General features: G+C 61.8%; 17 protein-coding genes. 11 read left to right on the top strand and 6 right to left on the bottom strand.

All coding sequences use genetic code 11. From position 1 onward, the window contains the following. Positions 1-28: 28 nt before the first annotated feature. From ACZ3GY_RS10740 to ACZ3GY_RS10730, 3 genes are read right to left on the bottom strand one after another with little or no spacing between them, the layout of a single operon-like run. Entirely contained in the window at positions 29-1,471 is a 1,443-nt protein-coding gene (locus ACZ3GY_RS10740) for an efflux transporter outer membrane subunit (RefSeq protein ID WP_465909994.1), read from the bottom strand. A gap of 4 nt (positions 1,472-1,475) precedes the next feature. Next, positions 1,476-4,610: a multidrug efflux RND transporter permease subunit gene (locus tag ACZ3GY_RS10735; protein WP_463566217.1), complete on the bottom strand. Its 3,135-nt coding sequence runs from the start codon at positions 4,608-4,610 to the stop codon at positions 1,476-1,478. Between the two features lie 14 nt (positions 4,611-4,624). Then, positions 4,625-5,791 carry an efflux RND transporter periplasmic adaptor subunit gene (locus ACZ3GY_RS10730; RefSeq protein WP_465909993.1) on the bottom strand — a complete coding sequence of 389 codons (1,167 nt, stop codon included), beginning with the start codon at positions 5,789-5,791 and terminating at the stop codon, positions 4,625-4,627. Between the two features lie 187 nt (positions 5,792-5,978). On the opposite strand from ACZ3GY_RS10730, the gene ACZ3GY_RS10725 reads away from it, so the two are divergent. From ACZ3GY_RS10725 to ACZ3GY_RS10715, 3 genes are all read left to right on the top strand, one after another. Next, positions 5,979-6,539 (top strand): TetR/AcrR family transcriptional regulator, encoded by a 561-nt coding sequence (locus ACZ3GY_RS10725; protein ID WP_463564266.1) that lies wholly within the window; start codon positions 5,979-5,981, stop codon positions 6,537-6,539. A 134-nt stretch (positions 6,540-6,673) separates the two neighbouring features. Then, entirely contained in the window at positions 6,674-6,997 is a 324-nt protein-coding gene (locus ACZ3GY_RS10720; protein ID WP_463564267.1) for a helix-turn-helix domain-containing protein, read from the top strand. Continuing rightward, positions 6,994-7,359 (top strand): hypothetical protein, encoded by a 366-nt coding sequence (locus tag ACZ3GY_RS10715; RefSeq protein ID WP_463564268.1) that lies wholly within the window; start codon positions 6,994-6,996, stop codon positions 7,357-7,359. The genes ACZ3GY_RS10720 and ACZ3GY_RS10715 overlap by 4 nt, the downstream gene beginning before the upstream one ends. Here the strand turns inward: ACZ3GY_RS10715 and ACZ3GY_RS10710 are convergent. Together ACZ3GY_RS10710 and ACZ3GY_RS10705 are read right to left on the bottom strand one after the other, a co-directional pair. Continuing rightward, on the bottom strand, positions 7,341-9,125 hold the full coding sequence (locus ACZ3GY_RS10710; RefSeq protein ID WP_465909992.1) for a bifunctional diguanylate cyclase/phosphodiesterase: 1,785 nt from the start codon (positions 9,123-9,125) through the stop codon (positions 7,341-7,343). The two genes, ACZ3GY_RS10715 and ACZ3GY_RS10710, sit on opposite strands and share 19 nt — an antisense overlap. A gap of 237 nt (positions 9,126-9,362) precedes the next feature. Beyond that, positions 9,363-11,453, bottom strand: coding sequence for a carboxy terminal-processing peptidase (locus tag ACZ3GY_RS10705; protein ID WP_463566218.1), 2,091 nt, complete (start codon positions 11,451-11,453; stop codon positions 9,363-9,365). Between the two features lie 128 nt (positions 11,454-11,581). Between ACZ3GY_RS10705 and ACZ3GY_RS10700 the strand changes: the two genes are divergently transcribed. Continuing rightward, complete coding sequence (locus ACZ3GY_RS10700; protein WP_465909991.1) at positions 11,582-12,547, top strand: NAD(P)H-quinone oxidoreductase; 966 nt, start codon at positions 11,582-11,584, stop codon at positions 12,545-12,547. Between the two features lie 37 nt (positions 12,548-12,584). On the opposite strand, the gene ACZ3GY_RS10695 is transcribed toward ACZ3GY_RS10700, so the two are convergent. Beyond that, positions 12,585-14,192, bottom strand: a complete 1,608-nt coding sequence (locus tag ACZ3GY_RS10695; protein ID WP_463564271.1) for an FMN-binding glutamate synthase family protein — start codon at positions 14,190-14,192, stop codon at positions 12,585-12,587. 258 nt (positions 14,193-14,450) lie between these two features. On the opposite strand from ACZ3GY_RS10695, the gene ACZ3GY_RS10690 reads away from it, so the two are divergent. The 7 genes from ACZ3GY_RS10690 (at position 14,451) to ACZ3GY_RS10660 (ending at position 19,178) form a co-directional block, all read left to right on the top strand. Then, positions 14,451-15,575 (top strand): beta-ketoacyl-ACP synthase III, encoded by a 1,125-nt coding sequence (locus ACZ3GY_RS10690; RefSeq protein ID WP_463564272.1) that lies wholly within the window; start codon positions 14,451-14,453, stop codon positions 15,573-15,575. Positions 15,576-15,602: 27 nt separating this feature from the next. Next, positions 15,603-16,211, top strand: a complete 609-nt coding sequence (locus tag ACZ3GY_RS10685; RefSeq protein ID WP_463564273.1) for an RNA polymerase sigma factor — start codon at positions 15,603-15,605, stop codon at positions 16,209-16,211. Beyond that, positions 16,205-16,438: an anti-sigma factor family protein gene (locus ACZ3GY_RS10680; RefSeq protein WP_465909989.1), complete on the top strand. Its 234-nt coding sequence runs from the start codon at positions 16,205-16,207 to the stop codon at positions 16,436-16,438. The genes ACZ3GY_RS10685 and ACZ3GY_RS10680 overlap by 7 nt, the downstream gene beginning before the upstream one ends. 208 nt (positions 16,439-16,646) lie before the next feature. Continuing rightward, positions 16,647-16,970 carry an HvfA family oxazolone/thioamide-modified RiPP metallophore gene (locus tag ACZ3GY_RS10675; protein WP_465909988.1) on the top strand — a complete coding sequence of 108 codons (324 nt, stop codon included), beginning with the start codon at positions 16,647-16,649 and terminating at the stop codon, positions 16,968-16,970. Between the two features lie 20 nt (positions 16,971-16,990). Continuing rightward, entirely contained in the window at positions 16,991-17,833 is an 843-nt protein-coding gene (locus ACZ3GY_RS10670; RefSeq protein WP_465909987.1) for an HvfB family MNIO-type RiPP peptide maturase, read from the top strand. Beyond that, positions 17,830-18,528, top strand: a complete 699-nt coding sequence (locus ACZ3GY_RS10665; RefSeq protein WP_465909986.1) for an HvfC family RiPP maturation protein — start codon at positions 17,830-17,832, stop codon at positions 18,526-18,528. Before ACZ3GY_RS10670 ends, ACZ3GY_RS10665 begins: the two co-directional genes overlap by 4 nt. A 53-nt stretch (positions 18,529-18,581) precedes the next feature. Beyond that, positions 18,582-19,178 (top strand): HvfX family Cu-binding RiPP maturation protein, encoded by a 597-nt coding sequence (locus ACZ3GY_RS10660; RefSeq protein WP_465909985.1) that lies wholly within the window; start codon positions 18,582-18,584, stop codon positions 19,176-19,178. The last annotated feature ends 61 nt before the right edge of the window (positions 19,179-19,239 follow it).

Here is a 19,239-nt window from a genome sequence, read left to right as displayed (position 1 = left end):
GCGGCTTTCGCCAACACGCCCTTTTTCATCAGCGTTGCACGGGTGAAGACGTATCCGCCCTGGCCACGCCATCGCCCGCCCAGCCACCGCCCAGGGTCCTGAACAGATCGGCCAGGGCGAGTTGCCGCTCGGTGCTGATCTGGATCAGGGTGGTCTGGTCGGTGAAGCTGCTGCGCTGCGCGTCGAGGTAACGCAGGTGGTCGTCCACGCCGCCTCGGTAGCGTGCTTCGGCTAGGGTTTCCGCAGCCCGGCTGGAGTCCGCCAGCGCACGCCGCGCGGCCTCCTCGCGACGCAGCGTGTCGGTGGCGGCGAGGGCGTCGGCGACTTCCCGGAAGGCGGTCTGGATGGTGCCTTCGTAGTCTGCCACCGCCGCGTCCTGGCGGACTTCGGCGAGGTTCAGGTTGGCGCGGTTACGGCCGCCGGCGAAGATCGGCAGCGACAGGCTCGGCGCGAAGCTCCAGGCCCGCGAGCCGCCATCGAACAGCCCCGACAGCTCGGTGCTGGAACTGCCTACCGAGCCGGCCAGGGTGATGCGTGGGAAGAACGCTGCACGGGCGGCACCGATATCGGCATTACTTGCCTTGAGGCGGTGTTCGCTGGCCAGAATGTCCGGACGCCGCTCGATCAATGCCGAGGTGGTGCCTGGAGCGATGTCTTGCAGCACCATCAGGTTGTCGCGCGGTTTGGCGGGCAGCAATCGCTCCACGTCCGGCGTGCCGAGCAGCAGCACCAGGGCGTTGTCCGCCTGGCGCAGCTGACGCTCGGTACTTTCGCGTTCGGCCTTGGCCTGCTCGGCCAGGCCGACGGCTTCCTGATAATCCAGCGCCGTAGCGGTACCGGCTTCGCGGCGTCTGCTGACCAGATCCAGCGAGGCCAGGCGGCTGTCCAGGGTCTGTTCGATCAGTGCCCTGCGGCGCAATGCGCCGTCGCGGGTCAGGTAGGCCTGGATCACTTCGGCGATCAGGCTGATCTGCGTGGCACGGGTCGCTTCCTCGGTGGCCAGGTAGGTTTCCAGCGCCGCCTCGGAGAGGTTGCGCACGCGACCGAACAGGTCGACCTCGTACTCGGCCAGGCCCACGCCGACCTGATAGACGCTGGTCACCTCGGAGCGCCCGGTCTGCGACTGATCGGCGGGCAAGCGCTGGCGGTTGCCGGCGGCGTTGGCGTTGATCGACGGCAGGCGGTCGGCGCGCTGGATACGGTACTGGGCGCGCGCCGCTTCGATATCCAGCAGCGCCTGGCGCAGGCTACGGTTATTGCTCAGAGCGGTGTCCACCGCACGGCGCAGGTCGGCATCGACGATAAAGGTCTGCCAGTCCAACGCATCCGCGCGAGTGCCGGCTGTGCTCGCGGCCGTCCATTGCTCGGCGACCGGCGCATCCGGCCGCTCGTAATGAGGGGCCAGGGAACAACCTCCGAGGGCGATGGCCATTGCCAGTAGGGCGGGGCGCAGCATGATTTGGGAGGTCATGGCATTACTCCGCTTTGTGCAGTGGGTGATTGTCGGTTTGCTTGGCCTTGGTACGCAGCAGCGAGAGCACCCAGACGAAGAAGATCGGCACGAAGATCACCCCGAGCAAGGTCGCGCTGAACATGCCGCCCAGCACCCCGGTACCGATGGCGCGCTGGCTGGCAGCACCGGCGCCGCTCGCGATCACCAGGGGGACCACGCCGAGCATGAAGGCCATGGAGGTCATGATGATTGGCCGGAAGCGCAGGCGTGCTGCTTCGATGGCGGCATCGCGCAGGGAGTAACCTTCCTCCCACAGATCCTTGGCGAACTCGACGATAAGGATGGCGTTCTTCGCCGCCAGGCCGATCACGGTGATCAGGCCGACCTTGAAGTACACATCGTTGGGCAGGCCGATGGCCGTCACCGCAAGCACCGCGCCGAGTGCGCCGACCGGTACGATGAGCATCACCGTCAGCGGAATCGCCCAGCTCTCGTAAAGGGCGACCAGCAGCAGGAAGACCACCACGATGGCCAGGGCGAAGAGAATCACCGCCTGGCCGCTGGCGACCTTCTCCTGATAGGACAGGCCCGTCCACTCGTAGCCGATGCCTTCCGGCAGGTCGCCAGCGATGCGTTCCAGTTCGGCCATGGCCTCGCCGGTGCTGACGCCAGGGGCGGCGTCGCCGGAAATGCGGATCGACGGATAACCGTTGTAGCGGGCAACCTGTGTCGGGCCTTCTTCCCACTGCGTGGTCACGAAGGCGCTCAGCGGTACCAGGCTGCCGCTGTCGTTGGGCACGTGCAGCTTGAGTACGCTGTCTGGCGTCATCCGCGCAGCTTGCTCGGCTTGCACGACGACGCGCTGCTGGCGACCGGCGTTGGCGAAATCGTTGATCACTGAGGAGCCGAACGCGGTAGACAGCGCACTGCTGATCGACTCGAAGCTGACGCCCTGAGCGCGTGCCTGATCGCGGTCGATGATCAGGCGCAACTGTGGCGCTTCGGCCAGGCCCTCCATCATGCCGTACAGGAACAACGGATTACCGTTGACCTTGCCCAGCACTTCGTCACGCGCCGCGAGCAGCGCTTCACGGCCCAGACCACCCCGGTCTTGCAGGCGCAAGGAGAAACCACCCGAGTTGCCCAACCCTTCGATAGGCGGCGGTGGAACAGCCATCATGGCGCCGTCGTCCAGGTTGGCGAAGCGCCCGTTGACCGCCGCGGTTTCGGCTTGCACCGATTGTTCGTCGTTACGCTCGGACCAGTCCTTGAGTAGCGGGAAAGCGATGGCGGCGTTTTCACCCATGCCCGAGAAGCTGAAGCCCAGCACCACGAACGAAGTCGCTACGGCTTCACGAGTGGCGAGGAATTGCTCCAGCTCCTTGGCGGTCGACGAGGTGCGCTCGCGGGTGGCGCCCGGAGGCAGCTGGATATCGACGATCATGTAGCCCTGGTCTTCGACCGGCACGAAGGATTCCGGCAAGCGCAGGTAGAAGAAGCCCATCAGAATCACGATGCCCAGGTAGACGAACATGAAGCGCCCGGCGCGCGGCACCAGTTTGCTGTTGAGTTTCGTGTAACGCCCGGTCAGGCCGGTGAACTTACGGTTGAACCAGCCAAAGAAACCGGTCTTTTCGTGGTGCCCCTGGGGGATTGGCTTGAGCAGGGTGGCGCACAGCGCGGGCGTGAAGGTCAGCGCCAGGAAGCCCGAGAACAGGATCGATACTGCCAGTGACAGCGAGAACTGCTGGTAGATCACACCCACCGAGCCGGACATGAACGCCAGTGGCAGGAACACCGCCGACAGCACCAGGGTGATGCCGAGGATCGCCCCGGAGACCTGGCCCATCGCCTTGATGGTCGCCGGTACGGGCTCCAGGCCTTCTTCGGCCATGATCCGTTCGACGTTCTCCACTACCACGATGGCATCGTCCACCAGAATACCGATGGCCAGCACCATGCCGAACATGGTCATCATGTTCACCGAGAAACCGAGCAGGTACATGAAGGTCAACGTACCGAGCAGGCACACCGGCACCACGATGGACGGAATAAGCGTGTAACGCACGTTCTGCAGGAACAGGAACATCACCAGGAACACCAGCACCATGGCTTCGGCCAGGGTCATGATGACCTTGTCGATGGCCACGTCTACGAACCGCGAGGTGTCGTACGGCATGGAGAACTGCACGTTGTCCGGGAAGTTGGCCGACAGCTCGGTAAGGCGCTGCTTGACCGCTTCGGCGGTCTGGATGGCATTGGCGCCCGGTGCCAGTTGCACGGCGGCGGCCACGGCCGGTTTACCGTCCTGGCGTGAGCCGAAGTTGTAGTCCTGGCTGCCGATTTCGATGCGTGCGACATCGCCCAGGGTCAGGCGTGAGCCGTCCTGGTTGGCGCGCAGCACGATGGCGGCGAACTCTTCCGGGTTATCCAGGGTGCCCTTGACCGCCAGGGTCGCGGTCAGCTCCTGTTCCGCCGTACCCGGCGTGCTACCGAAGGCGCCGGCCGGGACTTGGACGTTCTGGCCGCGGATGGCGTTGTTGACGTCGTCGATCGACAGGCCATAACCGACCAGCTTCTGCGGGTCGATCCATACGCGCATGGCGGCTTCGGAGGCGAAGAACTGCAGCTTGCCGACACCCGGCACCCGGCGGATCTCGTTGTTGATATTGCGCGCTGCATAGTCGGCCAGGGCGGTGGTGTCGGCGTCGGCGCTACCATCCTTGTAGCTCAGTGCGTAGATCAGCAGAAAGCCGGCAGTGGCCTGCTCGGTCTGGATACCAAGGGTGAGCACGGCCTGAGGCATGCGTGCCTCGGCACGTTTCAGTCGGTTCTGCACGTCGACCTGGGCCAGCTCGGGATCGGTGCCCGGCTGGAAGGTCACGGTGATTTCAGCGATACCGTTGGCGTTGCTGGTGGACTCGAAGTACAGCAGATTCTTCGCGCCGTTGAGCTCTTCCTCGATCACGCTGGTGACCGAGTCGGTCAGCACCTGCGCCGAAGCGCCTGGGTAGGTGGCGGTAACGGTGATCTGCGGCGGAGCCACGTTGGGGTATTGCGCCACCGGCAGAAACGGAATGGCCAGCAAGCCGCCCATCGTGATGAACAGAGCGACTACCCAGGCAAAGTTGGGGCGCCGGATAAAAAACAAGGACATGTCGTTGCTCCGACTTATTGCGCCTGGGGAGTGGTGTCGTTCTGCGTTTCAGCGCCTGGCTGGCGCGGCACGACTTTGGCGCCCGGTCGGATTGCCGCCAGGGAGCTGGTGATGATCTGGTCGCCGGCCTTCAGGCCTTCGGTGATCTGCCAGCGCGCGCCCTGCATGCTGCCGGTGGTCACCGGACGCGCTTCCACGGTGTTCTCGGCGCCCAGCAGCATTACGCTGGCCTTGCCGTCCGCGGAACGCTGTACGGCGCGTTGCGGCACCAGAATGGCGTCCTGATCGAGGCCCTGCGGGGTGCGCACGCGCACGTACATGCCCGGCAGCAACACGCCATTCGGATTGTCGAAGCGCCCGCGCAGGGCGATCTGGCCGGTGCTGCGGTCTACGGAGATATCGGTGAACAGCAGGGTGCCTTTGCTCTCGATATCGGTGCCGTCGACGCTCAGCGACAGTGTCTTGTCGCCGTCACCGGACACCTTGCCGTCGGCAATGGCGGCGCGCAGGCGCAAGGCATCTGCAGCTGGCTGAGTGAAGTCGGCGTAAACCGGGTCGAGTTGCTGGATACGTGCGAGCAGGGTGGTTTCGCCCTGGCCGACCAGTGCGCCTTCGGTAACTTGCGCACGGCCGATACGCCCGGCGATGGGGGCGCGCACTTGTGCATAACCTACGTCCAACTGCGCGGTTTCCACGTTGGCCTGGGCCGAGCGCTTGTCGGCCTGAGCGCTTTGCAGCGCGGCGCGGGCGACGTCGAAGTCCTGTTGGCTGACGGCGTCTATCTTGACCAGCGGCTCGTAGCGTTTGACGGTGGCTTGAGCCTGGAACAGCTGCGCTTCGGCGCGGGCCAGTTCGCCCTGAGCACGAGACAGCGCAGCCTTGAACGGCGCGGGATCGATCTGGAACAGCAGGTCGCCCGCCTTAACGTCGGCGCCTTCCTCGAAGGTACGCTTGAGCACGATACCGGCGACCCGAGCGCGCACTTCGGCAACGCGTACGGGCTCGATACGGCCCGGCAGCTCGGCGACGACGGTGAAGGGCTCGGTCTTGACGGTAAGCACGTCGACTTCGCGGGGCGGCGCCTCCCCCCAGCCTTGCTCGCCCTTGTCACAGCCGGCGAGGCTGATCGCCACCAAAAGGGTTATCGCCGAAAAAACGCAACGCTCGCGAATCGTGCTCATGCTTCACCTGGGGCGCAGCCCATTTAGTTAGTACTCGAAAGGCGCGGATGATCGTGTATAACTGCAAATGAGTCAATATTGGCTCATTTGCAGTTTTTGTGGACAAAGTAGATAGTCCCCTTGAGGAAAAAGGTTTTTCCTGCACAATGACGCGCCGTTGCCGACGCCCGAATGAAGACTGGATTTGATGGTTAGACCTGCTGCTGAAGAAAAATTGCTCAAGGCCCTCGCGGTCGCCATCGTCGAGCACCCGCGTGGCACCTTCAAGGAAATAGCCCAGGCTGCCGGGGTGAGCAAGGCGACGCTCAACCGTTTCTGCGGAACTCGCGACAACCTGATCGAAATGCTCTTCGATTATGGCTCGGTGGTCATGAATCAGCTCATCGCCGATGCCGATCTGCAGAACGCACCACCGCAGGACGCTCTGCAGCGTCTGGTCGACGGGCACCTTGTGCATCGTGAGTTGCTGGTGTTCCTGATCTTCCAATGGCGCCCCGACTCGCTGGACGAGTGCGGCGAAGATGCGCGCTGGCTGCCCTATACCAATGCGCTGGATCAATTTTTTCTGCGCGGGCAGCGTGAGAACGTGTTTCGCATCGACATCGGCGCGCCGGTGCTGACCGAGCTCTTCGCCTCCTTGTTGTTCGGTCTGGTCGATGGCGAGCGTCGCGGGCGTGTGGCACGTGCGGGCATGGGCACCTCGCTGATGCAGTTCTTCATGCAGGGTGCCGCCGCCGTACAACAGTAAGTGCGCCCAGGCGGTGATCCCCGACGAGCGCTGCGGGCGAGATGGCTGATAAGATGGCGCAAACAACGTGGCAGGCAGATTTGCCCCAGGCCGGATTACGCACAGGGATGCTGCGCCTCGCGGAGAAACGATGCATGAATGTACAAGTGATCGAGCGTGACGGAGAACCGGAATACGCCGTGCTGCCTTGGGCCGAGTATCAGGCGCTGCTGCAGGCCGCCGGCAAGAGTGTCGCCGCTCCGTCGACCCAGCCTGTCACCGAAGCGCCGAAGCCGCTGACGCAACTGGCCCAGTTACGCGAGGGCAAGGGCCTGAGCCGCGATGAGCTGGCCCGCGCCGTGGGCATCAGCCCCCATTACCTGGCCATGATCGAAAGTGGCGAACGGCAGCCCGATGCCGCGATTCTGCGGGCCCTGGCCTGGGTACTCGGCATCTCCGGCTGGGAGGCGGGTGCATGAGCGTGCGCATCAGCCGCGTGCACTGGGACGCGCTGCTGGCCGCACTGGACGATGCCCGGCGGCAGCGTCACTTGCTGACCTATCGCGCACTGATCGAGCGCCTGTCGCTACCAGCACCAGCCATGCAGACCCTGACCGCTGCCCTGGAGCACTTGGCTGCGCTGGATGCCCGCAGCGAGCGCCCGCTACGCAGTGCTCTGGTGATCAGCCAGAGTGCCAGCCGTCTGCCACGTACCGGTTTCTTCGAGTGCGTAACCCGGCTGGGCCGCTTCGACGGTGCCTCCGACGGTGTGGCTGCAGCCTCCTGGCATGCGGCTGAAGTGACCCGCGTGTTCGAGTTCGATTATCCCGCAGAGCCCTGAGTGATCGCGCCTTGCAGGGTGTGCGTATCGATCACGTGCAGGCTGTAACCCGGCACCGCTTTGGCATGGCGCTTGGCCTCCGAGGCCAGGCCGGCCAACTCGCTGGCGTCCAGCAGCGAGCAGTGTTGCGGATGCAGATGAACGACGCCGAGTGACAGAGACAGCAGTGGAAACTCCTCGCGCAGCCCCTGGCGGTTGTGACTGACGAAGCAGCCGGCATCCAGATGCTCATCCAGATAGAAGCGCCGGCACTGTCCCTGAAAGTCTTCCAGCAGCCGGTTGAGGCGCGCGCGCCAGTCCTTCGAGCCGAATACCAGCAGGAAATCATCACCGCCGATATGGCCGACGAAGTCGCGTGTCGGGTCGATCCGTTCGTTCAGGCAATGCGCCAGGCATAGCAGCACTTCGTCGCCCTTGGCGTAACCGTACAGGTCATTGAAAGGTTTGAAACTGTCGATGTCGACGTAGCAGATCACCGCTTCACGGCTCTGCTGCAACAGCCGGGTCAGGCACTGCTGGATCGGGACGTTGCCGGGAAGCAGGGTCAGCGGGTTGGCGTAACGGGCCTGCTGGATCTTCAGTTCGGTGATCAGTTTGAGCACGTCGATGACCCGGCCGAGGCCCAGGTAGCGACCGTCCACGGTAATCACGAAATCCTCTTCTATACGCTGGCGCGCACGGCTGGTTAGCAGGCGGCTGACCTTCTGCAGCGACTGGCTGATTTCCACTGCGAGGAAGTCGTCGCTCATCAGCCGGCTGATCGGCTTGCGGGCGAACAGTTCGGTGGCGAAGGGTTTGAGCAGTACCTCCGACAGCGAATGGCGATGCACGATGCCCACCGGTCGCTGATCTTCGTCCAGCACCGCCAGCGAGTTGAGGTTAGCCTGGGCACGGAACGCTTCTAGCACGTCGGCGGTGGGGGTGGCGATGGACACGGCCGGGTGCTCGTTAAGCAGGGCGGTTAGATCGCTGCCTTCTTCGCTGAGCGAGATCGGTGAGCTACCTAAAACGGGTAGCAACGTGCGTGCGTCAGTGGGTGGATGTTCCTGAGGGCGACAGAGCAGGTAGCCTTGAAGCAGATCCACACCCATTTCGCAGAGGACGGCGAGCTCTTCTTCGAGCTCGATCCCTTCGGCGATCACCTTGGCGCGCGAAGCCTTGGCCATCTGCAGGATCGAACCGACGAACTCACGCTTGACCGCATCCTGATGGATACCATCGATGAAGTGTCGATCGATCTTCACATAATCGGGACGCAGCTCCGACCACAGACGCAGGCTTGAATAGCCTGCACCAAGGTCGTCCAAAGCGATGGAAAACCCCATGTCTCGGTAGTGATGCAGGGCGGTGTCGAGCAGGTTGAAATCGTCGGTGGGCGACTGCTCCGTCAATTCGATAACCACTCTGTTCGGTGCAATACCATAGGTCTGCAGCAGTTGCAGGGTACGGCCCGGTTGGTGACCGGCGTCGAGCAGCGAGTCCGGCGATACATTGAGAAACAGCAGACCATCCAGTTTCAATTCGCTGAAGCGGCGGCATGCGCTCTTGCGGCAGGCCAGTTCCAGTTCGTTGAGCAGACCTGCTTGGCGTGCCGCGGCGAACAGCGTGATGGGCGAGTGCAGCGGGCTATTCGACGGGCCGCGAGTGAGCGCCTCATAGCCAAGAATGCGCCGCTCGGAGAGCGACACGATGGGCTGAAACAGGCTATGCAGGTCGCCGTGCGCGAGGATTTGACCCAGTGCGCTCAACTGCTCGGTGACGGTCATGGCAGGTCTCTGTACGAATCGGGAGCGAGCACACGGCAGGGGCACCGTGCGCGGGTAAGTACCGCGTGATGCTCGAGATTTCACTACAGATTGATGACTGTTTGATGAATGGTGAACGCCGTCAAAAAATAAAGGAGTAGTTTTTGACGGCGGCCGATACGGCGAGGTAGGGAGAAACGATGGGGCACAAAAAAGGGCGTCGTATTCACGACGCCCTTGTTGAGTAGCGCTTGCCGGTTATTGCTTCGCCAGGCGTGTGTTGAGCTTGAGGTAGTCGATCAGAATGTGGCCGGTTTCCGACAGGTAGGCGTCGTCTTCCGGTTTGGTCTTTTTCTCTTCCTCGCTCTGCGCCAGGGTGTCGTCCTCGTCTTCCTTCTTCAGCTCGGTCAACGGCTCTTCGCCCTTGGCGCTGCGGCGGGCATTCTCGATCACCAGTTGGCGTTTCTCGATATCGGCCTGCTGGGTGCGGCGCTTGGTTTCGTTGAGGCTGACGGTTTTCTCGGCCATCAGCTCGCGAGACAGGGCCAGGCGCTCACGTGCGAAGTTGAAGTCCGGGTTGTCGGCCGTACGGCTGTCGTAACGGTTTTTCAACTCGGTCAAGAACGGCTTGATCGGATCCAGTTCGGGTTTGATTGCTGGACGGATGCTGTCCCACGGCATGGCTTCGGGCAGGGCGCTTTCGCCGATTTCCTTGTTGTCCATCACGTCGGGATAGGAGATGTCCGGCACCACGCCGCGGTGCTGGGTACTCTGCCCGGATACGCGATAGAACTTGGCCAGGGTCAGCTTCAGCTCGCCATGGTTCAAGGGCTGTATGGTCTGCACGGTGCCTTTGCCGAAGGTCTGGCCACCGAGGATCAGCGCGCGATGGTAGTCCTGCATGGCGCCGGCGAAAATTTCCGAAGCCGAGGCAGACAGACGGTTGACCAGCAGTGCCAGTGGGCCTTTGTAGAACGCACCTTCTTGCTCATCAGCCAGTACGTCGACGCGGCCATCGCTGTTGCGCACCAGTACGGTCGGGCCTTTGTCGATGAACAGGCCGGTCAGTTCGGTGGCTTCCTGCAGCGAGCCTCCGCCGTTGTTGCGCAGATCAATGACGATACCGTCGACCTTCTCGGCCTGCAGTTCGGTGATCAGTTTTTTGACGTCGCGTGTGGTGCTCTTGTAATCCGGATCGCCAGCGCGGAACGCCTTGAAGTCCAGATAGAAAGCCGGAATCTCGATCACACCCAGGCTATAGGGCTTACCATCCTGCTCGATCTTGAGGACGGACTTCTTCGCCGCCTGTTCTTCCAGTTTGACCGCCTCACGGGTGATGCTCACCACCTTGCTGGTCTGGTCATTCGGCGCATTGCTCGCCGGAATCACCTCCAGGCGTACGCGTGAGCCTTTGGGGCCGCGGATCAGCTTGACCACTTCATCGAGGCGCCAGCCGATCACGTCGACCATCTCGTCGTCACCCTGGGCGACACCAACGATCTTGTCTGCGGGGGAGATTTGCTTGGTTTTCTCGGCCGGGCCGGCCGGCACCAGGCGCACCACCTTGACGTGCTCGTTATCGCTCTGCAGCACGGCACCAATGCCCTCGAGGGAGAGGCTCATATTGATGTCGAAGTTTTCTGCACTGTCCGGTGACAGGTAGTTGGTGTGTGGGTCGTAGGTCATGGCGAAGGCGTTGATGTACGCCTGGAACACGTCCTCGCCTCGGGTCTGCTGCAGGCGTGCCTGCTGGGCTTTGTAGCGTTTGGTGAGCAGCTCCTGAATCGCCTTGGGCTCCTTACCAGCGATTTTCAGGCGCAGCACTTCGTCTTTCAGGCGCTTGCGCCACAGCTCGTCCAGTTCGGCAACGTCTTTGGCCCAAGGGGCTTTTTCACGATCGACCAGCAGGTCTTCGTTGACCGTGAAGTCGATTTTGTCGACACCCTTGGCCAGCAGCCCCTGGACGTAGGTCAGGCGGCCCTGCTGGCGCTCGAGCTGACGCTTATAAATGTGGAAGCCTGGTTCGAGATCGCCCTTCTTGAGCAGGTCGTCGAACTTGTCCTTCCAGCGGTCGAACTCGGCGATATCGGCGGCCGTGAAATAGCTGCGCGACGGATCGAGCATCTTCAGGTAGCCCTGATAGATTTTCTCCGAGCGTGCATTGTCGAGCGGCGGCTTGCTGTAGTGATGACGCTGCAGCAGTTCGACGACGTTCAGGCTGGCGATAACCTGATCGCGATCAGGCTGCAGGTATTCCCACGGATCGGCTTGGCTGGTTTTAGCTGCGAGGGGCAATGCGCCCAGCCCGAGAACGAGGGCCAGGGTGGCGCTGATAAGAGATCGCTTCATGCTGATTCGACGTGAGGACAGTTGATAACGCATATTAGGCCGTCTTTGAGGGCGCCAGGTTCCATCGGCGCAATGCAAAAGCCCAGCGCGAAGCGCTGGGCTAGGTTCAAATGCACTATGGAGGCAGCGTGAAAGCATTGCAAGGCGTGGAAGGGCAGGTGGAATGGGTGCAACGTCCCACTCCTGCCTGTGATGTGGGTGAAGTGCGCATTCGCGTGGCGGCTGCGGGGCTGAACCGTGCCGATCTGTTGCAGCGTGCCGGGCTGTATCCGCCGCCACCGGGCGCCAGCGATATCCTCGGCCTGGAGTGCGCCGGTATCGTCAGTGAAGTCGGTGCCGGCTGCGACTGGCAGGTGGGTGACCGGGTTTGTGCCCTGCTGGCCGGTGGCGGCTTGGCCGAAGAAGTGGTGGTCGACGCCCGCCATGTACTGCCCGTGCCGGAAGGCGTGTCGTTGCACGAAGCGGCAGGCTTGCCGGAGGTCTACGCGACGGCCTGGCTCAATCTGTTCCAGCTGGCCGGCCTGAAACCCGGTGAGAAGGTGTTGCTGCATGCGGGCGCCAGTGGCGTTGGCTCGGCGGCGATCCAGCTGTGCAAGGCTTTCGGTAGTGCCTGCTGGGTCAGCGTCGGCTCGGCCGAGCGGCTCGCGTACTGCGAGAGCCTCGGGGCCGCAGGTGGTGCGATTCGCGGCGGCGAAGGCCTTGAGGCGCTGCACGAGGTAGGGCCCTTCGAGGTGATTCTCGACCCAGTGGGTGCCAGTTATGCCGCGCTGAACCTCAAGCTGCTGGCGCTCGATGGTCGTTGGGTGAACATCGGCCTGATGGGCGGTCGCAAGGCTGAGCTGGATATGGCCTTGCTGCTCGGTAAGCGCATCCAGTTGATCGGCTCGACGCTACGCAGCCGCGATGATCTGTTCAAGGCTGAACTGCTGCGTGATCTGCGCCAATACGTATGGCCGCTGTTCAGCGAGGGGCGGCTCAAGCCGCAACTGGCGCAGACCTTCCCGATTGCCGAGGCCCAAGTGGCATTCGCTACGCTGGAGGGCAATCAGGTCAACGGCAAGCTGGTGCTGGTGATCGACGACAGCCTGAGCTGATCCGCAGGTCTGGCGCGACGCCCTTAGTGGCGTCGCGTCAGGCTGCCGCGTCGAAGCTATCGGCGCGGGCCATTTTCCACATCCTTGCGTAGAACTCTCCCTCTATCTTGCCGCTGAGCAACTCACCCGGCTTGAGGAATACGTGCTGCTGGGAAAACAGCTGAATTTCCGTCGCGGACATGCGCTGTACCAAATGCCGTGCGTCCATCTGCGCTGGGTGATCGAGGCCGGCAGCGGCGAGCATTTCCGCCAGCGCCTTGAGCGTGTTGCGATGGAAGTTGTAAACCCGCTGGGCCTTGTCGTCGACCACCAGTGCACGCTGGCGTAGCGGATCCTGGGTCGCCACTCCAGTCGGGCATTTGTTGGTGTGGCAACTCTGGCTTTGAATGCAGCCAATGGCGAACATGAAGCCGCGCGCCGAGTTGGCCCAGTCGGCGCCGATGGCCAGTACACGGGCTATGTCGAATGCGCTGACGATCTTGCCACTGGCGCCGAGCTTGATCTTGTCACGCAGATTCAGGCCGACCAGCGTGTTGTGCACGAATAGCAAACCCTCGCGCATCGGTACGCCAAGGTGATCGGTGAACTCCACGGGCGCCGCTCCTGTGCCGCCTTCCTTGCCATCGATAACGATGAAGTCGGGCAGGATGCCGGTTTCCAGCATGGCCTTGGCAATCCCCATGAACTCCCACGGATGGCCGAGGCAAAATTTGAACCCAACGGGTTTGCCGCCCGACAGCTCACGCAGGCGGGCGATGAACTGGAGCAGTTCGATCGGGGTCGAGAAGGCGCTGTGGCGCGATGGCGACACGCAATCTTCACCCATCGGCACGCCACGGGTTTCGGCAATTTCCGGGGTGATCTTGTGCTTGGGCAGTATCCCGCCGTGGCCGGGTTTGGCGCCCTGCGACAGCTTGATCTCGATCATTCTTACTTGAGGCCTTTGTGCCTGTTCGGCGAAGCGTTCGGCGTCGAAGGTGCCCGAGGCCGTGCGGCAGCCGAAGTAGCCGCTGCCCAGCTCCCAGATCAGGTCGCCGTCGTGCTCGCGGTGATAGCTGCTGATGCTGCCCTCTCCGGTGTCGTGAGCAAAATTGCCAAGTTTGGCCCCCTGGTTCAGGGCGCGTATGGCGTTGGCGCTGAGCGAGCCGAAACTCATCGCGGAAATGTTGAACAGCGAGGCCGAGTAGGGCTGGCTGCATTGCGGCCCGCCGATGATTACCCGGAAACTGTCCGGGTCGCTTAGCGGTGCGGGGCGCATCGAGTGGCTGATGAACTGAAAGCCATTCTGGTAAACATCGATGAGCGTACCAAAGGGTTTGTCGCCACCCTCGTTCTTGGCCCGTGCGTACACCAGCGAGCGCTGGGCACGGGAAAAAGGCAACTGCTCGCTGTCGCCTTCAAGCAGGTATTGGCGGATCTCCGGGCGGATGCCCTCGACCAGGTAGCGGATGTTGCCCAGAATTGGATAGTTACGGCGCACGGCATGGCGTTTCTGCAGCAGATCACCCACGCCAATCAGGCTCAGCAGGGCGCCGACCAGGGTCAGCGGCCAGACCCATTCATGCCTCCAGAAAGCCAGGCTGGTGAGGGTGAACAGCACGCAGAAGGCGAAAAAGGCGTAGCGACTGAGCAGGGACAGGTTCATGCAGGCTCCTTGGCGCATGGGTGGCGCCCGCAATGTAGACGCCCTGCGCCCCGTTCGTCGATGGCTGGCGTGTATCGCATGCGCCGTTGTTAATCCGGGGGCAGGCGAAAACAGGGCGCCTGTGGCACACTTGAACGCCTGTAATGAAGGTGTTTGCGCTGGCGGCACGCTGTTGTCGGCCACGCGATTGGCACCCTTGGCCGCCCTGCGGTTTTGCCTGACTATCGCCGCGAACGGCGAAGAACAAGAGGAATACACGTGCATAACGTCGTCATCAGCGGTACGGGCCTGTATACCCCGGCCAACAGCATTTCCAACGACGAGTTGGTGGCGTCTTTCAATGCCTTCGTCCAGCAGTTCAACGCCGATAATGCCGAAGCCATTGGCCGCGGTGAGGTCGAGGCATTGAGCGAATCGAACAGCGCTTTCATCGAGAAAGCGTCAGGCATTAAAAGCCGTTTCGTGATCGACAAGCAGGGCATTCTCGACCCGCAACGCATGGTGCCGTCCATCCCCGAGCGCGATAACGAGCAGTGGGGGATTCTCTGCGAAATGGCGGTGGCCGCTGCCGAGCAGGCGCTGGCCCGTGCCGGCAAGACTGCTGCCGATATCGACGGTGTCATCGTCGCCTGTTCCAACCTGCAGCGCGCCTACCCGGCGGTGGCTATTGAAGTACAAGCGGCACTGGGCATCCAGGGTTTTGGTTATGACATGAACGTGGCCTGCTCTTCGGCCACTTTCGGCATTCAGGCGGCGGTTAACAGCGTGCAGCTTGGCCAGGCGCGGGCGATTCTCATGGTCAATCCGGAGATCTGCACCAGTCACCTGAATTTCCGTGACCGTGATAGCCATTTCATTTTCGGCGATGCCGCGACGGCGGTGATCATCGAGCGCGCCGATCTGGCGACTTCAGCGCACCAGTTCGAGGTGGTTGGCACCAAGTTGCTGACACAGTTCTCCAACAACATCCGCAACAACTTTGGTTTCCTTAACCGCGCTGCTGAAACCGCTAGCCTGGCTGCCAGCGACAAGCTGTTCGTGCAGGAAGGTCGCAAGGTGTTCAAGGAAGTCTGCCCTATGGTGGCCGAACTGATTGCGGCGCACCTGCAGGAAAACCAGTTGGACGTGGTGGATGTGAAGCGCTTCTGGCTGCACCAGGCCAACCTCAACATGAACCACTTGATTGCCCGCAAACTGCTCGGCCGTGATGCCGAACCCCACGAGGCGCCGGTGATCCTCGATAGCTATGCCAATACCAGTTCGGCGGGTTCGGTGATCGCCCTGCACAAGCACCACGAAGATCTGCCCAGCGGCTCGCTCGGTGTGCTCAGCTCCTTTGGTGCGGGCTACTCGATTGGTAGCGTGATCCTGCGCAAGCGTTGATCACGCCTGGTACAAAGGACGGTGCCTATGTCGACTGATGAAGCCGCTTTTCTGGCTCGTTTACGAGGCGGTGACCAAGGCGCTTTTCGCGAGCTGGTAGTCGGCTATCAAAGCGCTATGCGTGCAGTGGCCTATGCCATAGTGGGTAGCCGTAACGCCGACGAAGTCGTGCAGGATGCCTGGCTGGCGGTGGTGCGTAGCCTCGATGGATTTGAAGGGCGCTCAAGCCTCAAGACCTGGTTACTGACCATTACCGCCAATACCGCCAAGACCCGCTTGCGCCAGAACCGCCGCGAGGTCTTGATGGATGATCTACCGTCTCCCCACGGCAGCATCGACGACACACGCTTTGCCGAGGATGGGCACTGGCTGCTCGCGCCTCATGCCTGGCACCAGGACACCCCCGAGGCGCTGTTGACCGAGGCCGAGTTGCGTGACTGTTTGGCGCGAACCCTCGCAAGCTTGTCTGAGCTGCAGGGCAGCGTCTTGCAGTTGCGCGAACAACAAGGGCTGGAACTTCAGGACATCTGTAATCTTTTGGACATCTCGCTCTCCAATGCTCGTGTACTGCTGCACCGTGCACGTTTGAAGGTATTTGCCACGCTGGAGCACTTCGAGGAGACCGGACAATGTTGACATGCAAAGAGCTGGTCGCGCATTCCAGTGATTATCTCGATGGCCAACTCAACCTGCATTCCCGCCTGGCGGTGCGTACCCACTTGGCGCTGTGTGGGCATTGCCGGCGGTTTATCCGGCAGATGCGCTTGAGCCAGGCGGTGCTGCGGCAGATGAGCGATCCTGCCAGCGCCGAGCTCGAAGCGCTCGCCAATCGCCTCGCCAAAACTCGCCGCGAGTTGCGCTAAACCGCCGCCGCAGGGCCGTGCACAACGGCCTTTTTCGTGTTTTACATCCCCTCGCCTAGCGGCTCGACGGCAGCGCTGTGCCGGTTGCTGCGCGTGCTCTGATCCGTGTTGTAGAAAATTTTCAGCGCGCTGTAACGTACCACCAAGGTGGCCGTCTAGTGATGTGAAGGTGCCAGTTGGCATCGTTCCAACCATCTGGAGATAGGCCATGAAACAGTTCAATAGCGTTGTCGCTTCCCTGGGTGCTGCACTGCTGAGTGCGACTACTTTCTCCGCCCAGGCGACCCAGAGCCCCTTCGCCGCTCAGGAGTTGAGCAGCGGTTACAGCGTGGCGGCTGGTGAGAAATCGGCTGAGGGCAGCTGCGGCGAAGGCAAATGCGGTGGCGAGATGAAGAAAACCGAAGGTGAAGGCAAGGCTGCTGAGGGTAAGTGCGGTGGTGAAACGAAGATGGACGCCGAGGGTAAGTGCGGTGGTGAAGCGAAGATGGACGCCGAAGGTAAATGCGGTGGTGAGATGAAGAAAGCCGAGTAACTGGGCGTAGGGTGCAGATCATGCAGACGGATTTCGTTACGGGAGCTGGGTTGGGCTTGCGCCGCGGCCTGCTTGGCACGTTGCAGTCATGCAGCCGGCGCGAGCTGGACTTCCTCGAAGTAGCACCGGAGAACTGGATCGGTGTGGGCGGGCGTCTGGGTAAGCAGTTGCGAGCCCTGAGCGAGCGCCTACCGCTGCTCTGCCATGGTCTGTCCCTTAACCTCGGTGGTTTTGCCCCGCTGGATATCGAGCTACTCAAGGCCATCAAGGGCTTTCTCGCGTTGCACGGGGTTAGTGGTTACAGCGAGCATCTGTCTGCCTGCGCCGATCATGGCCAGTTATATGACCTGATGCCGCTGCCCTTTTGCGAGGAGTCGGTTATGCGTATCGCCAAGCGCATACGCATCGTTCAGGACGTACTGGAGCGTCCGCTAATCATCGAGAACATATCGGCCTACGCGCAGTTGCCGGGCGAGCTAGATGAGGCGACGTTCGTGGCGGCTGTGCTGGAAGAGGCTGACTGTCAGCTGTTGCTGGACGTCAATAACGTCTTCGTCAACAGCATCAATTTCAATGTTGATGCATCGGCTTATATCGCCGCCATGCCCAGTGCGCGGATTGCCTATCTGCATGTGGCCGGGCATTACGACCAGGCCAGCGACCTGAAAATCGACACCCATGGCGCCCCGGTGATCGACCCGGTTTGGGCATTACTTGCCCAGGCCTATGCCATACATGGCGTGCGGCCGACCTTGCTGGAGCGTGATTTCAACTTTCCGCCGGTTGCCGAGCTATATGCCGAGGTGGCCCATATTCGTCAGTTGCAGACTGCTGCGACGCCGCTGCGCAGTTACGGCACATGAGTGGCGTAGCGCTGCAACGCCAGTTCGCTGCACGCATTCGTCGGCCGGAGCAGCAAGCGCTGCTCGATGGCATTACTGCTGAGCGCATGGCGGTGTATGAAGCGTTGTTTTTCAACAATATCGAAGGCTTTATCAGTGGTGCGTTCCCGGTGCTGCACCGTGTCCTGGACGCCGCACGCTGGCAGCGTCTGGTACGCAGCTTTATCGCCGATCATCAAGCGGATGCGCCATATTTTCTGCAGATCAGCCAGGAGTTTCTCGCCTGGTTGCAGCAAGGTTATCTCGCCGAGCCGGACGATCCGCCATTTATCCTCGAACTGGCGCATTACGAATGGGTGGAGCTCGCTTTGGATGTCAGCGATGCCGAGATCCCTGCTCAGGGGTGGTCTTCACTGGCCTGGCCGCTGGCTTATCAATGGCCGGTGCAGCGCATTGGCGTGGATTTTCAGCCGGTCAGGCCGTGCGGCGATCCGACCTGTCTACTGGTCTGGCGCGATACTCAGGACAAGGTGCGCTTTATGCAGCTCAGTCTGTTCGCCTACCAACTGGCGGTGCGCCTGCAGGGTGGCGCTCGTCCCCAATCAGCCCTCTTGGACCTGGCGCAACAGCACGGACTGACAACTGACACGCAGTACTTTGACAGCGCCCAGCGCCTGCTGGATGACTGGCAGCGTCAGGACATCTGGCACTGCTGATTGCTCGTTGTATCCGAACCACGGCGCTCAGCGCCGGCTTGTGGAGTTTTATCATGCTGATTGCTTTCAATCGTCTCCAGAATGCCCTGGACGCTACTCGTCGTCTGGATTTTATCGGTCCACTGCTGCTGCGCCTGTACCTGGCGCCGGTGTTCTGGATGGCTGGCACGCACAAGCTGGCGGATATAGAGGCGACCGCTGCCTGGTTCGGTAACCCGGACTGGGGGTTGGGCCTGCCATACCCGCAACTGCTGGCGTGGGCTGCTGCGTTGACCGAGACGGGAGGGGCGCTGCTGTTGTTATTTGGCCTGGCGGTGCGTTGGGTGAGCATCCCGCTGATTGTCACCATGCTGGTGGCGATCTTTGCTGTACACCTGCCGTTTGGTTGGCAGGCGATTGCCGATGCCAGTGCACCATTCGCCAATGATCGCGTCGCGGACTCTGTGGAGAAACTTGCACGGGCCCGTGAGTTGCTCAAGGAACACGGCAATTACCAGTGGTTAACCAGCAGTGGCAAGTTGGTGGTGCTCAACAACGGCATCGAGTTTGCCGCAACGTATCTGCTGATGCTGGTCGTGTTGTTCTTCAGTGGCGGTGGGCGATGGCTGAGTGCGGATCATTGGCTGGCGCAGTGGTTGCGTCAGCGCTGATTTCCGTGCATAGACGTAAAAGAAATAAAAAGTTCCCCTGTAACCAAATCTTTATATAACG

The sequence above is a fragment of the Pseudomonas sp. PME37.24/006 genome (genome assembly GCF_055556635.1).
Note: the sequence above shows the minus strand (reverse complement) of the source record. Positions and strands in the feature narration are given on the sequence as shown.

What these genes read in the sequence shown, in the direction of transcription:
- ACZ3GY_RS10740 (WP_465909994.1), bottom strand. Translation starts at nt 1,471, where the DNA reads ATGACCTCCCAAATCATGCTGCGCCCCGCCCTACTGGCAATGGCCATC.
- ACZ3GY_RS10735 (WP_463566217.1), bottom strand. Translation starts at nt 4,610, where the DNA reads ATGTCCTTGTTTTTTATCCGGCGCCCCAACTTTGCCTGGGTAGTCGCT.
- ACZ3GY_RS10730 (WP_465909993.1), bottom strand. Translation starts at nt 5,791, where the DNA reads ATGAGCACGATTCGCGAGCGTTGCGTTTTTTCGGCGATAACCCTTTTG.
- ACZ3GY_RS10725 (WP_463564266.1), top strand. Translation starts at nt 5,979, where the DNA reads ATGGTTAGACCTGCTGCTGAAGAAAAATTGCTCAAGGCCCTCGCGGTC.
- ACZ3GY_RS10720 (WP_463564267.1), top strand. Translation starts at nt 6,674, where the DNA reads ATGAATGTACAAGTGATCGAGCGTGACGGAGAACCGGAATACGCCGTG.
- ACZ3GY_RS10715 (WP_463564268.1), top strand. Translation starts at nt 6,994, where the DNA reads ATGAGCGTGCGCATCAGCCGCGTGCACTGGGACGCGCTGCTGGCCGCA.
- ACZ3GY_RS10710 (WP_465909992.1), bottom strand. Translation starts at nt 9,125, where the DNA reads ATGACCGTCACCGAGCAGTTGAGCGCACTGGGTCAAATCCTCGCGCAC.
- ACZ3GY_RS10705 (WP_463566218.1), bottom strand. Translation starts at nt 11,453, where the DNA reads ATGAAGCGATCTCTTATCAGCGCCACCCTGGCCCTCGTTCTCGGGCTG.
- ACZ3GY_RS10695 (WP_463564271.1), bottom strand. Translation starts at nt 14,192, where the DNA reads ATGAACCTGTCCCTGCTCAGTCGCTACGCCTTTTTCGCCTTCTGCGTG.
- ACZ3GY_RS10685 (WP_463564273.1), top strand. Translation starts at nt 15,603, where the DNA reads ATGTCGACTGATGAAGCCGCTTTTCTGGCTCGTTTACGAGGCGGTGAC.
- ACZ3GY_RS10680 (WP_465909989.1), top strand. Translation starts at nt 16,205, where the DNA reads ATGTTGACATGCAAAGAGCTGGTCGCGCATTCCAGTGATTATCTCGAT.
- ACZ3GY_RS10675 (WP_465909988.1), top strand. Translation starts at nt 16,647, where the DNA reads ATGAAACAGTTCAATAGCGTTGTCGCTTCCCTGGGTGCTGCACTGCTG.
- ACZ3GY_RS10670 (WP_465909987.1), top strand. Translation starts at nt 16,991, where the DNA reads ATGCAGACGGATTTCGTTACGGGAGCTGGGTTGGGCTTGCGCCGCGGC.
- ACZ3GY_RS10665 (WP_465909986.1), top strand. Translation starts at nt 17,830, where the DNA reads ATGAGTGGCGTAGCGCTGCAACGCCAGTTCGCTGCACGCATTCGTCGG.
- ACZ3GY_RS10660 (WP_465909985.1), top strand. Translation starts at nt 18,582, where the DNA reads ATGCTGATTGCTTTCAATCGTCTCCAGAATGCCCTGGACGCTACTCGT.